Below are 13896 nucleotides of genomic sequence, written 5' to 3'. Positions count from 1 at the left end.
AAAACAGTAAAAATCAATAGAGCAGCGATTCTCCGGTTATTGGAGGATCGCTGCTCTGCGTTTTTCGTCATTTGCGGCTTGCTTCAGTAGATTATGGGCAAGTGAAAGCCAACCGACCTCAAGCGTCACTTTTTCCTTGCCGCGAAGCAGAAACCTCCGGAATCCCGGTGGTTTTTCAATTGTCCAAATACACTTTCTGGCTCCGTCATCGGCGTACAGCCAAGGCGTAACCTTCCTCGCTTCGCAGAATTTCCCGAGCCTGATTCTGGCACCTCAGTCGTTCCAAACTGACAACCACTTCCCGATTTCCTGTTGCCTTCGTACAACGATCCTTTAGTGGACAGCCTTCGCAGTTTTCGCTTCGGTAATGACGTTTTTGAATTTCATATCCACTTGGTTCGGTCCCAATATGTACATTGTTACCTGGTTTGAGTTTTTCGCTGTTAATTTCGGAGGACTCACCAAGTTCAGCGAGATCTTTACCTTGATATTGGTGCTCTTCTTGGTGTTCTGCGGCTTCAATCGTGGCAAACAGCCACATGAACGGAATGTTTTCTCGGATAGATTTTGCAATTTGACGGGAGGAATAGATTCGCTGAGTGTAGGCGTAAATGATGACTTTGCTAAGCATTTTAGGGTGATAGCTGTCACGTCCACCACCGGGATAAGCTGCGTCAAAGATGGCATCGTCCACCACCGGGATAAGCTGCGTCAAAGATGGCATCGTCCAGCCGATTTACGGCAGCATTGACAAGACGAACGAGGTGATTTTGTGGAATTTCTTCTTCTAAATCCATTGGTAAGAAAAGTTGCAAAAATATGCTTGAATTAGCGCAGAGGACGGAACGATTTCGTAAAAGCGATAACGGTCGCCTAAAAGCTTTCCAAAGGAAAGCTACTTCGAAAGCATACACTGTCTCCGAATTTCAACCGTTGAGAGGTTTCAATCCAGAAATTTGGAGACCACAGCGATTGGAGAAACGGTCCGTTCGCGAAAGCGTTCTCTCAGATAACTAATTTTCCTCATACAAAAAAAGGGACCCTATCCATTTTCATGACTTATGGGACAGCCCCTATTTCTTTCATTGAATTTCTACCTGATGATCATTATTTAATCTTTATAAGATAAAACACATCAAACAATAGAATCTAAGTCTCTCGATTGCGCAGCAATTAATCACCATACTTATATCCTAGACCGCGTACTGTTTTGAACAATGAAGGATGTTACGGATACGTACCCCACCTTAATTTTGATAGTATAACAACGCAATAGGAAAATAGACCTCTCCCATGCCTTCCTCCTGAATTAGGGTGCGACTTTAGATACTTATAAATTTCGGAATATATGCTATGTTTACTGGCTGGTTGGGGATTGGCATATTTCGACACGCGGGGCATTCGATGTGCGAGTTTATAACCTTTGGATATGCGTGTCTTTAAAATCTGTTTCGTATTTTAATCCATAGCCCATCATTCGGTCCATTCCTATATGAACGATCCAGATGAAGCCGATCATAATGAGGAAGTTGACAGAGAACACCAGTCCCGCCAGTAACAACAGCAAAGGTGTGACGAACGTATGGGCAAAATTATACAGATACGCACCCGTCTTTTTGTTGACCGCATATCCGATCATGAACACGTCGGGCACCATCAGCAGTAGCAGGAAGATTACCCAGTTGTACCCATTGGAAAAGTACAAATATGTGCCTAGTGCTAATACGACCAATCCTTCGATTCTAATTAATTTCTTATTCATGGTTTTATTCTCCTTTTTCCTGGGCTGCAGATCTAACTCCGTCAAGCATCCAACCGATTCCCCGCGATACCTGCTCGAGGGAGATCGGCTCTGGAGACAGCGGTACAGGAGCTTGAAGCGTCAATCCGTCGATAACGGCCTGGATCAGTGACGCTAAAGTCTCCTTTTCACTCCGGTCCATCTGCAGATCCATGCGATCGATGATCTCCATAATGCCCGACTTCATTTCCTTGTACAGTTCCAGCAACTCTTTGGCTAGCTTTTCGTTATTCACACTCTCCGTCCAAAGGCTGATCAATAACGTGAACCACTCTGGGTTTTCTTTTCGAAATTCAACGACATGGAGCAACCCTTGCTGTAGAATCTCCGCAGGAGATACCTGAAGATCTAGCTTCGCGAAGGCCGCCTTCATTCCTTTGTTGATCATCCACTCCCTAACCACTTCGACCAGCAGCGTTTCTTTTGTGGTGAAATGGTATCCGATCAGCCCTTGAGCGACGCCCGCCTTGGCCGCAATGTCTTTCATGGTCGCTTTCGTGTAGCCCACCTGTCCGAATAACGTGAATGCCGCTTGCATGATGGCGTTTCTTCGTTCGTCCTGGTTGGGCGGTTGTGTTTTTGTCATTAGCTCGCTCACTCCAATACTGTTTGATTGTACAGTCAGTTAATATATATCCATCGTAAGACTATTTGTTCGAACAGTCAATAGTTTAAAGTGGAATACTTCTAGGGTATGTAGTTTATGAAGAAGATTGAACTCTACTTTGCAGCAAGCTTATTACATGGATTACAAGATTCTGATACTTGCACAACAAAAGGCACCCCCTAATGAGTGCCTTGAAATACGCTATAGATTATCTGTTAACCATTCAAGTCAACGGTTTGGTTCAAATTTGATCCATCTGATCCTTTTCCTGTGATTTTCGAGAATAGCTGCTTCACCATTTTCGTTTTACTTCCCGTTTCCCAATATTCGGCCGACTCCGCTCTTACTTTTATCAAAACCAGATTAGGATCGTCTGGAGTAGTCTCTAGCAGCTTCTCGTAAGCAATGTTCCAGAATTCTTTTATTTGGGCCGGACTCTGCACTAACTCTGCTTCTCCTCGTATCGACACGTAAGACTTATCTACATAAGCTACATTCACATTTCGATTTCGGAGGAGTTCCTGATATTTGTTAGTATCTTTTTTCGTCAGGAACCACAGATCATCATCGAATTCAACTTCTTGAGTCTTCATTGGACGTGACACCAATCCTTGCTCCGTTACCGTCGTGAGCATAGCTGTGCTGATCCCTTTAATCAGATCCCTGACTGCCTCAATCGCCTCTTGGTTTGACAATGAATGATTCGACATGTGTATCACCTCATTTGGTTTTTCCTTCTTTATTTGTATTAGACATATACGGCGCAAATCTAAGAAAGTAAGCTGATAGCAGGTATAGAGTGATGATGATAAGAGTTTAAGATACACATCTATGTTTTCAGTTTGATCATTCTTCATAATATCTAAACCTACGACTTATCTTCTCAATAATTGAAATTTCGGCATGGTTCTCCCTATCCCTTCATTCCTCCTGCACCTTCCATAACTCTATAATGTACTTAATGAACAAAGAAGAACCCGCAATAAATGCAGATTCTTCTTATTTGGTAAGTTTGATTACTTACTGTAACACAATCGTATCCCCAACGTTAAGCCCTGAGAGTATCTCTGTTTTGTCTGAAGTTTCCAGTCCAATCTCAATATCTCTGCGCTCATATTGACCATTGCCCATATCCAGCATAACGTAAGCTATGTCACCCTCACGTATAACAGCAATATTGGATACTACGGTGGCCTTCTCCTTGCGGACGGTCTCAATCTCACCATTCAGACTGAGGCCACCAATAAGATGCTCGTTAGGTTGAAGGGTGATGACTACTTCAAATTGGGGCACTGCATTCGTATTATTCTCGCCTGCAGCGGTGACAGCAAATTTAGATACCTTAGTCACCTCTCCAGACAGTTCTAATTCTTTCAACGCAGTCATTTTCACGACAACCTTCATACCTTCTTTAATACGAAAAATATCCTGTTCGCCCACTAGAGCAATGAATTCAAGCTTATTCAAATCAACAATTTTACCAATGTATTGGTTATCTGTAACGGAATGCGGACGCTCACTCGTGCTGTCATATAAGAAAATACCGGTTGCTGGGGATTTATAGACCGCTGTTTTTAGCTTATCTTTCTTCTCTGCAAGCTCCTGCTTCTGGATATCCGCGTTCAGTTTATTCAACTCATCATTTAACCGTCCTGTCTCTTGGGCTGCAAGTGCCTTTAAGCGTTCCGCCTCTGTCGCTCCAAGAACTGTTTCCTCATCATTCTGTTGGCTTACGAATTCATTCAGTTCCGTCTCCAACTTTGCCTTACGATTTGTTGCTTCTTGCAATGCAATTTCATTCTTTAGTGTTGATTGATCCAGTATATACAGCACATCACCTTTTTTTACTTCACCTCCATTTTCAACTTTCCATTCCGTTACCTTGGAAGCGAACGGGGCGTATACGAGTGTCTCCTGCTCATACTTTGACTTCCCTTTTACCTGCACAGAACTGGTTATCGTTTCTTGAGTCACTTCAAAAGGGATAGCTTGCGGAATATCCATCGGTTCCATTTGTTCATTTGATTTATTCATGGTGAAAAACACAGTAACCCCAATTCCAAAAACGATCAATACTATTATGATCCACTTTATGATCCTCTTCATTCATTCGGCTTCCTCTCAACTTGAAATTACTAATCTCGCTTAATTGCCGTCAACGCATCGGTTCTGGATGCACTAATTGCTGGATAAATTCCCGATAGCACCCCTGTCATTAAGGCAAAAGCTATGCCCACCGGGAGCGTCATAATCGGAATAAATATAATATCGCCTTCACTTGGATCTGTGCCTGCTTGTGTGCCAACAAGTTGATTAATCCCAAATACAATCAAGTAGGATATCAGTACACCCAAAATACCACCCATTAATCCGAGCAAAGCAGCCTCAGTAATAAACATATTGCGGATTTGCCCCATGTTGGCTCCTAGAACCTTCATAATACCGATCTGACGTCTTCGCTGATGTGTAGACATGGTCATCGCAACGATAATGGAAATTGAAGCTATGATTAGAATAAATACCCCTACACCCAAGGCTACTTTTTTGACCATGTCGAACTGTTGCGCTAACATCTCTTCTTGATATAAATTCGTATTCGTATTTAACGTCAGCTTCTGTATAAGTTGCTCCAACTGCACGATGTTATCTTTGTTATCTACCTTCACAATAACAGAGTTATAGATTCCTGCTTGTCCAGCAGTACCATTGTGGAGATTCAACTCATCGACTAGCCGCTCAGCGGTTTCAAGTGACACATAGATAACTTTGTCGTAGGCGATCATCCAATCCTCGATTCCTGCAGCCTTGTTAAGAATACCGCTAACACGTAGAGGACTGCTGCTATAGGTCTGCCCATTCATCGAGGAATAGTCCTGAACTTGCAGTTGAATCTGTTGCTGATACATTTCTGATGGTAAGACGTTTAAGCTATCATACTGCTCCCTTAGTTGATGATTATATGGATCGTTATTGAATCCATCGAATATTTTTTGTCGTGTCTCTGCATCGATCAAGCCCAGTGTGGCACCATAACTGAGAACTGCCGTTCCCGCCAAATCAGAGCCTCCCCCTTGCATAAAGGTTTTATCAAATTCCGTCAGCAGGCGTAGATCCGTTGCTATAACCTGAACATCCGCTACTCTGTTATCAATGGTGTACATTGGGATATGCCCTATTTCTTGAAAAGGAGCAGCAGCAGTCACGTGGTTCAATCCTTGGATAATATCCAACTTTTGACGGGTTAATCTCCCAGGATCTAGACTACTATTTACCTCAGATCCGCCGCCACCGTTACCACCACCTTGAGAAGGGATTCCACTATTAGGCATCACTGTGATTTCGTCCATTTTAAAATATTGGTTCATTGTTTTCTCTGCATAACTCTGCGCAGATTCCCCAAGGCTTAAGGCAACAATGATTGCCGCACAGCCAATGGATATACCAGCCATGCACAGACCTGTGACAACTTTCCGGCGTCTGACCTGATCCCAAGCCAAGCGTGAAATATCACTAATTCTCAATGTTTGTCACCCCTTGGGTTACCATTTCAGCAGAAGTTCCCTTTTCTGTTACCAAATAACCGTCACGAAGTGTAAAAATCCGCTGCATTTGTTCTGCTACATCCGTTTCATGTGTTACAACAATAAAAGTAGTGTCCATTGTCTTATTCAGTTGAAGTAATATGCTAATAATTTCTTCTTCTGTCTTCGAATCAAGATTACCAGTTGGTTCATCAGCGAAGATGACGGACGGCTCGGTAATCAAGGATCGTGCGATACTAACACGCTGTTGCTGTCCACCCGATAACTGCGAAGGAAACAAATCAGCTTTGTCTGGAATGCCGACCTTCTCTAATAACGCGAGAGATTTCTGCTTGCGTATGGATGGAGAAACAGAATGGAACACCAATGGCAATTCCACATTCTCTCGCACAGTCAGACTAGTGATTAACTCATAAGCTTGAAAGATAAAACCTATATGCTTTCTTCGGAATATAGAAAGCTTGTTCTCATTCATCTTAACGATATTATGATCGGCAATGTGAATTTCGCCTTCTGTCGGTTTCATCAAGCCGGCCATCAGATTCAATAGCGTGGATTTACCGGAGCCTGAGCTACCTAGCAGAGCCACCATCTCTCCCTGTTTCACTTCAAAGTTAATGTTATGAAGCACTGGCGTCCATTCATTACCGTTCTTAAAAGAGTGTGTTATATTATCGACTCGCAACATAATAAGTACTGCTCCTTCTTGTAGGGGATGTTCAAAAAGTCATCTTTTGAACAACCCCTTTTACTATTTATTAATACAATACTAATTCTCCAATTCAGGGAGTTTCTCATACGTTAACGAGTAATCTTGGCTAGCTAATTCGATCCGTTCACCTTGAAATTCATCATATAACGTTAATCTGTAAGTACCACCGTACAGTGTTTTATACCGATCGTTACTGAAGGATAACGTAAACGTATTATTATGTCCTTCTGTTAGATCTGTGCCAAGGGCTAGAGCCTTCTCCTGCGACTGGCCGTAAGGGTCCGTCATTTTGAGCATAAGTTTGTGGTTAAACGTTCCCGTATCATAGCTGCCATCTCTGAACAGATTATAGTTCACATCAATGCTTATACTGTCACTACCTTCTTGGATCCTACCATTGGAACTTTGAATAGATAAGGTATACGGATAGAGAGTAACCTCCGCCAAATTGGTCGATGGTGTATATGAATTCAGTGCTAGAGAAGCTATGTTGATAAAACCAGTTGCTTCTTGACCTGGTTCACTTAACTTGTTATCTGTAATACCAGAACCCATATAAAGTGAAAGATCAGAGGTGTTCACCGACTTAGGAAGCTTAGACCAGAACGTAATTAGCTGTTTGCCACCAGGACTAACTGCAGCTTCAGGTTGATTGGAAGTAGCTTCGTAAAACTGACCATCTGCCGTTTTGTAATATGCTTGAAGACGTACCATCTTGCTTTGTCTTTTCTCCTCATTACTTATGAGTAATTCTGTAGATACGATGTTTGAGCTACTACCTTGATACACGACGGTCTTTTTCTCCTGAATGGTTGCGTTCTTACCTTGATCAGCAATTCTAAAGTTTCCTCCACGATCAATGGTGTTTATAGCATCCATGGTGCTATTCGTACTGAGTGTAAGAAACGGAACGGTCTGCTCATCTGTTATAGAATAGAGACTGACTTGCATATTATTGAAATCCGTTGTGTAAGGGATTTTGGCAAGGACATTAATATCTACTGATTTACCCGGTGCCAGTACGACAGATTGCTTATCCATAAACAGCTCCGTCGAAGACTTCAAGTCGTCATAATCGACCTTTAATGCGCCCTTCAATTCAGGCAGGGAAAGTGTCACTGACTGGGTGTTAATAATGCGTAATTTAGCTACAACAATATCATCTTCCATCCAAGGGAAGCGCTGAAGAGACAGGAGATTATATGCGAACGAGCCATATGAATTTGTGGCGTGGTACTCAAATCCTGTGAGAGTATTGGTACGAAGGATATAAGGAATATTATAATAAGCAACAGGTAACGCTAGTTTAGCTGTGACTCCCGCATTGTCTGTTGTGGGACTTAGTGAATCTGCAGCACTAACCGTCTCAACCATTTGCAGTTGCAGCGTATTCTGCTCGACCTCAAGTGGAACCTGTGCCGTGAACTGGATGATCTTGTCTTCCAATGGATTGATAATCAATCCGTTTAAATCTTTGGAATTGACTGGAAAGGCCTTTCCTTTTGGTGATTTGACAGCAAGATCATAAGATGGCATTTTCACTGCTTTGTTGCCTGTATTTCTTAAGTGCAGTTGGAAAGACCACATGCCCTTCTTATTTTCTTCATATACCGTCGCATTGTTCAATTGCGTTTCGATCATATTGTTGTTGATCATGATTTTTTTGACAACATCCTTCTCAACGATTAAATCAGGAGTCGTTGCCATTGGCAGGTTATAAGAGGACTTGGGAAGAGCAAGCTTCAATGTCTCATCCTTTTGAGCAAACTGTAGCTTCATATTATTCGTATTTAGATAGGCAGGGATCTCTGTTATATAGTAGACTACCTTTTTCTCTTGGGGTTGAATCTTGTAACTCGCTTGAGCGCTATCTAGTGCCATTTCAAACGAAGTCCCCCCTGCTGACACCAAATAGACCATATATCCTGGATCTTCCAGAATTTTATCGCCTTTATTGGTCAGACTAACGCCAACCTTAGCATATACTTTTCCGCTATATTCATAGATTTGTAACGACTCCGTATACGATGTAACAGGAAGATCATTCATTGTCGTATTCAGACTTTTACCGATAGCAACCGATGGCGAATAATTAGTCGGCAGTTTAAAGGTACCCACCTGTCTCAAGTAACCTTTGACTTTGGCGTCCCAGACATACATGGGAATTTTCAAGCCTTTGAGTGAATTCGTCTCACCAATATTGACATAGTACGTCACACGTAGATTTCCTTTGGAAACTACTTTCTTCTTAAGCACATCGCCGGTAATTGGATTGCCCGGAATAACGGAGCCAGTGGGTGTAATTACTCTTGAGAAATAATGGAGCAGATTCGCATTGCTATTACTTCCATTAGTATAGTTAAGCGTGTAGGTAAGAATGTTCCCCCCCGCTTGTGGCCAGATGTTTACATCCTCGAGTGTAGCTTGGAAATTAGAACCTAATTTAATCGAACCTAAATTGCTTATTGCACTAGCTGTCACAGCCGTAATCGCGGGACTTGGATAGCCGGGGACTACAGAAGCAGCAGATGCTGTGTATCCGGACAACTGTGAGATGACAAGAGAGCCTACTAGCACAGCGCTATATGTATTTCTGTATTTTTTCATTGATTTACCTCCAAAGTAATTTAAAATATAAGGAAGTATAAGTTTCACATAATACTCAATTCCTTATATTTCGGCAGAGACGGTTACCATCCTTCTTAAGGACGGCGTAGCCGTTTCAGCTTGCTAGACTAATTATAATTGGGTAAGGAAAGGAAATAGTGTCTAAGTTGTAACTATATATGTCAATTGCATGCTATCATTCAATGGTTCGAGGTCAATCGTGCAACTGGAAAAGTGTCTGCTCAGTTTTAAGGGATATGTACCATTATTAACGCAACTAAGCCAGAGGGTGGACAACTTTCTCAAAGTGTCCACCCTCTGGCTTGTATTTCATTACGCTTCCATATAAGTTCCCTACTATAAATGAAGGCTCTCGTTCAAACGAACTGGAAGAGTCCCCTCTGCCGTACTCTGTCCTACCAGAATACTAGCTAGGGCTTCCATAAAGTATGGTGTGTTCTCGTAGCAGCATAGATACGCTGGAATATTAGGGATGTCATTCAGATCATATGGATTGCGTGTAGATGCCACGATCAAGCGTTCATGCGATTGCTTCATCAATTGTTCTGCAATGAGACGCTGACCTTTTGGCAAGTCACTTCCAGATGTATACGTTACGATGACCACCTGATCGACAGATTCCGCTGCTTGAACGACTTGATTAATCTCTTCTTGTGATGGCTCCGCACTAATCCGGATTTCCTCTACGCGCTCTATGTGGTGCGAAAGCATCTGTCCTAACGTTGCAACATCTGTCCATGGTTCATCCACTTGCGTCTCTTGCCGTACCTCTGGCCAGATAACAAGAACGGCTTCATTCGTATTCAACGGAAGCTGACTATCGTCTTTAACAAGGGTAATACTCTTGCAAGCTACTTCTTTCAGTAAATCGTCAATTTCTGGACTTCTGGATTTGTCCCAGAACGCAGGGGGATCCACCTTAACTAAAGCTTCCAAGCGTTTCACTTTCAAGTTCAAAATACGCTCAACCGCACGATCAATAACACTTTCGGAAATTCTGCCAGTAAGCACTGCTGCTGTGACTGCCTGTATCGCACTAATCTGATCACTTAACGTATGGCTTACGAGCACACAATCTGCACCTGCTTCGATCGCTTGAATAGCACCTTCAGCAATTCCAAAAGATTTGGCAATAGCGTACATTTCTAGACAGTCTGTAACGATGATCCCCTCAAATCCTAATTCCTCACGTAGTAAGCCCTTCAGTACGGCACGAGACAATGTCGCTGGAATAGGCTCTGGTTCAATCGCTGGGAATATAACATGTGCAGTCATAATCATATCTACGCCTTCTTTAATAGCTCTTACGAACGGCTTCAGTTCAACGGCATCCAAGCGACTTCTATTATGAGCAACTTCAGCTAGCCCCAAATGTGAATCAACGCTTGTATCTCCATGTCCTGGGAAATGTTTAGCGGCTGCTGAAAGATTGTTATCTTGAAACGCTCTAATGACGGCCGCACCGTGCTCAGAGACAAGATCTGCATCCTCACCGAATGAACGAACGCCGATAACCGGATTACGTGCATTATTATTGACATCAAGACAAGGTGCAAAATTCACATTAAGACCTAAAGCGATCATTTCCTCAGCACTAATGGTAGATACTTTGTAACTGTATTCTGGATTATCTGTTGCTCCTAACGCCATATTTCCCGGTACACGGCTCATTTGTTTATGGTCAATACGTGTAACCATTCCGCCTTCCTGATCAATAGAAATCCATAGTGGCAAGTGTTGACTGTCCTTAGCGATCACTTGTAGCGAAGTCGATAGTTTAGCAACTTGCTCCAAGTCATCGATATTTCGACGGAAATAAATAACACCACCAATGTGATATTCCTCAATCAGCTGTTTAATATGGTCGTTTGGAACTAAATCATGAAATCCACAAATAAACATTTGACCGATTTTCTGCTTTAGAGTAAGATCTGACGCTTTCATTAGTAGTCACGCACCTTTGTTCATGATTTATGTGCAACTAAATTATCGAACAGGATTCTTCACTTGTTCACGAAATTCTGAAGGAGTCATGCCTGTAGAACGCTGGAATACTTTCGTGAAATACCGTCTTTCTTGATAACCGATACTGATACCTATGTGAGATATGCTCTTATCACCATGTGTTAGTAAATATTTCGCAGCTTCAATTCGCTGATTCGTTAAATACTCTACGAATGTAATGCCTAAGTGGTTTTTGAACAGTAGGCTAAAATAACTACAGCTGATTCCCAAATGTCCAGCAAGTTCATCAATACCTAAATCTTTATCTAGCCGACCCATAATGTAAGAAACGGCTTCTTCCATCAATTGATGCGGAGATTTCTTTGATTGCTCGGTTATGTCTTGCGTCTGCATCTGAGTGGCCACGAATTGGAGCGGGTCTAACTTCCGACTGCGGATCAGTTGCTTCCCAATAAGACGAAGTGTATTTTCCAATTCCTTGTAATGTATAGGTTTACAGATGTAATCACGTACTTTATATTTAATAGCTAGTCTTGCATATTCGAACTCCTGATATCCAGTAAGAAGCAGTACCTCTGCCGTACAGCCTCTTCTTCTCAACTCTGCAATAAAAGACAGACCATCCATAACAGGCATACGAATATCACTTAAGATGATATCAGGAATTTGCTGCTCATAGAGAGCTAATGCTTCTTGTCCGCTTCGGGCAAGGCCCATGACTTCCATACCTAACTCTTCCCAAGAAATGACCTTCTTCAAGTTATTCAGAATTGGAGCTTCATCATCCACTAGTAGTACTTTAAGCATCACAATCCCCCCCACTCATCATCTGGTATAATACATCGAATGATTGTACCCGTCGTGCTTGAAGAACAGATGAACACTCCATAGAAATCGCCATAGTGAATTCTAATCCGATCTGCAACACTTCTTACACCGAGTCCCCCACGTTCGTGATTAACCGAATTTCGAATACTTGCCACTTCATGATCGTCATTCTGATCAGATCGCATATAATCAAAGGCAAGAAGCTGTTCAAGTCCTATCCCAATCCCATTATCCTCAATTTGTACAATCATTTTCCCTTGTTCGCTCCAGCAGCTAATGCGAATGATACCTTTATAAGTTATGCCTTCAAAGCCATGCTGAATGCTATTTTCTACTAAAGGTTGAAGCGTTAACTTCAATATACTCTTTTTCAGAAGTTCATTAGGAACATCTATTTCATAATCAAAAATATCCTCGAAGCGGAATTTTTGAATTTCTAAATAGCTTCGCAAGTGATCAATTTCTTTCTCCAAAGGAATCACTTCTTTACTCTCAATACTAATTCTAAGTATGTTACCTAAGCGATAGACCATTTCACTGACTTTGGCTCCCTCATTCTGCATCGCTAGAATATTGATTGATTCAAGCGTATTAAATAAAAAATGAGGTTTTATTTGCGCTTGTAGAACACGTAGTTCTGCCTGGTTCTTCTGTTTCTGTTCCTTCTTAACCTGTGTAAACAGGAGATTGATTTTATCTACGAGGTCATTGAAACCTTTGGACAGCACATGTAGTTCATCCGTACCTTTATCCTCAACACGTACTTTGAAATCTCCAACCTCTACCTTACGCATAAACCGAACAATCATAGCAATAGAACCTGTTATACGATTCATAAACACGACATTAAACGTGAGTGCACCGAAAAGGCACAATAACGTGATCCCAATAAACCATTGGGCGAAAACCTTCGTTTCCTCGGACAGTGAATCCCAAGAGGTGACTGAAACGATACTCCAAGGATATTCCTTGAGGTGGTACATGGAAACGATACTATTGTGACTATTAAATGAAGCTTTAAAACTTTGATATCCTTCTTTAAATTGTACGGGATAGTCCATGAGCGACTGAACTTTTTGACCATCCAGCGACTGCATTGGGTCGAATAAAATGAGCCCGTCATCATTGACTAACATGAAATGCGTGGAAAGACTCGTTTGATCTAAGGACAGATTACGAAAGATCGATTCAATATCCCAACTCTTTATTTGTACAACAAGGATACCTATGTTCTTAAACGTACTTAATTCCTTGATAAGTCTAATTTGTGTAAATACAGGGTCAGGTCCGGTAATTTTCGGATACTCATGGGGTGCTATCCATTTCGGAACAGCATTTAGATCCATAACTTCCTGAAAGAGAGGTTGCTTCTTGAATTCATCAAATTTCATAGCATTGAAATCTTCTTTAGTAAAAATAGAAACCGTACTGTTATCCCCATGTAAGTTATAAAGGAAGGCATAGCTCATTGATGGATGGTTATACAGCAAATTCCGGAAGCTACGCTGACTTGCATTCAAATCTAATTGTTCGGTAGCGCTCAAATCTTGTTTGCTTGGATCCTTCTCAGTTAATGCCATATGAAAAACAGAAGTACCAATGCCGCTGTCAGTCACATTATCCATCTGTTTAAAGACGCTTGATATGCTGTAACTGACCGCTTTAAGTGAATATTCAGTCTGGCGACTATACTTCTCTTCTATTGAATTAGAAGTAACCATAAAGGTGACTACACCCAGGATACATAAAGGAACGATAATGAGTATCACAAATGCTAGTAATAGTTTGACACGTAAATTCATACGCTAACTCT

10 protein-coding genes and 1 pseudogene are annotated in these 13896 nt (G+C 41.8%); all 11 read right to left on the bottom strand.

The window, feature by feature from the left end; genetic code table 11:
* Positions 1–36 precede the first annotated feature (36 nt).
* The 11 genes and pseudogenes from AC1TO9_RS19310 to AC1TO9_RS19260 all read right to left on the bottom strand — a co-directional run bounded on the left by AC1TO9_RS19310 (position 37) and on the right by AC1TO9_RS19260 (position 13885).
* A pseudogene (locus AC1TO9_RS19310) lies at positions 37–797 on the bottom strand (transposase).
* Between the two features lie 617 nt (positions 798–1414).
* The gene (locus AC1TO9_RS19305; protein ID WP_482060210.1) at positions 1415–1762 is read right to left on the bottom strand and encodes a DUF4260 domain-containing protein; all 348 of its coding nucleotides are present in this window, start codon (positions 1760–1762) and stop codon (positions 1415–1417) included.
* A 4-nt stretch (positions 1763–1766) separates the two neighbouring features.
* Positions 1767–2387: a TetR/AcrR family transcriptional regulator gene (locus AC1TO9_RS19300; RefSeq protein WP_482060209.1), complete on the bottom strand. Its 621-nt coding sequence runs from the start codon at positions 2385–2387 to the stop codon at positions 1767–1769.
* A 236-nt stretch (positions 2388–2623) separates the two neighbouring features.
* On the bottom strand, positions 2624–3118 hold the full coding sequence (locus AC1TO9_RS19295) for a pyridoxamine 5'-phosphate oxidase family protein (RefSeq protein WP_482056898.1): 495 nt from the start codon (positions 3116–3118) through the stop codon (positions 2624–2626).
* 310 nt (positions 3119–3428) lie between these two features.
* A complete protein-coding gene (locus tag AC1TO9_RS19290; protein ID WP_482060208.1) occupies positions 3429–4514 on the bottom strand; it encodes an efflux RND transporter periplasmic adaptor subunit in 1086 nt (361 codons plus the stop codon).
* 29 nt (positions 4515–4543) lie between these two features.
* Positions 4544–5929, bottom strand: coding sequence for an ABC transporter permease (locus tag AC1TO9_RS19285; RefSeq protein WP_482056900.1), 1386 nt, complete (start codon positions 5927–5929; stop codon positions 4544–4546).
* Positions 5919–6638, bottom strand: coding sequence for an ABC transporter ATP-binding protein (locus tag AC1TO9_RS19280; protein WP_482056901.1), 720 nt, complete (start codon positions 6636–6638; stop codon positions 5919–5921). Before AC1TO9_RS19280 ends, AC1TO9_RS19285 begins: the two co-directional genes overlap by 11 nt.
* 81 nt (positions 6639–6719) lie before the next feature.
* Entirely contained in the window at positions 6720–9269 is a 2550-nt protein-coding gene (locus AC1TO9_RS19275) for a hypothetical protein (RefSeq protein ID WP_482060207.1), read from the bottom strand.
* A gap of 357 nt (positions 9270–9626) precedes the next feature.
* Positions 9627–11234, bottom strand: a complete 1608-nt coding sequence (locus tag AC1TO9_RS19270; protein WP_482060206.1) for a glycoside hydrolase family 3 protein — start codon at positions 11232–11234, stop codon at positions 9627–9629.
* Between the two features lie 42 nt (positions 11235–11276).
* Entirely contained in the window at positions 11277–12062 is a 786-nt protein-coding gene (locus AC1TO9_RS19265; RefSeq protein ID WP_482060205.1) for a response regulator transcription factor, read from the bottom strand.
* Positions 12062–13885 carry a cache domain-containing sensor histidine kinase gene (locus AC1TO9_RS19260; RefSeq protein WP_482060204.1) on the bottom strand — a complete coding sequence of 608 codons (1824 nt, stop codon included), beginning with the start codon at positions 13883–13885 and terminating at the stop codon, positions 12062–12064. Before AC1TO9_RS19260 ends, AC1TO9_RS19265 begins: the two co-directional genes overlap by 1 nt.
* Positions 13886–13896: the final 11 nt, after the last annotated feature.

This window comes from Paenibacillus sp. Y916, from assembly GCF_056786435.1.
The sequence above is the reverse complement of the archived record's forward strand: the minus strand, read 5'-3'. Positions and strand labels throughout refer to the sequence as shown.

Coding starts and splice junctions, on each gene's coding strand:
- AC1TO9_RS19260 (WP_482060204.1), bottom strand. CDS start 13,885: ATGAATTTACGTGTCAAACTATTACTAGCATTTGTGATACTCATTATC.
- AC1TO9_RS19305 (WP_482060210.1), bottom strand. CDS start 1,762: ATGAATAAGAAATTAATTAGAATCGAAGGATTGGTCGTATTAGCACTA.
- AC1TO9_RS19290 (WP_482060208.1), bottom strand. CDS start 4,514: ATGAAGAGGATCATAAAGTGGATCATAATAGTATTGATCGTTTTTGGA.
- AC1TO9_RS19300 (WP_482060209.1), bottom strand. CDS start 2,387: ATGACAAAAACACAACCGCCCAACCAGGACGAACGAAGAAACGCCATC.
- AC1TO9_RS19275 (WP_482060207.1), bottom strand. CDS start 9,269: ATGAAAAAATACAGAAATACATATAGCGCTGTGCTAGTAGGCTCTCTT.
- AC1TO9_RS19265 (WP_482060205.1), bottom strand. CDS start 12,062: ATGCTTAAAGTACTACTAGTGGATGATGAAGCTCCAATTCTGAATAAC.
- AC1TO9_RS19280 (WP_482056901.1), bottom strand. CDS start 6,638: ATGTTGCGAGTCGATAATATAACACACTCTTTTAAGAACGGTAATGAA.
- AC1TO9_RS19295 (WP_482056898.1), bottom strand. CDS start 3,118: ATGTCGAATCATTCATTGTCAAACCAAGAGGCGATTGAGGCAGTCAGG.
- AC1TO9_RS19270 (WP_482060206.1), bottom strand. CDS start 11,234: ATGAAAGCGTCAGATCTTACTCTAAAGCAGAAAATCGGTCAAATGTTT.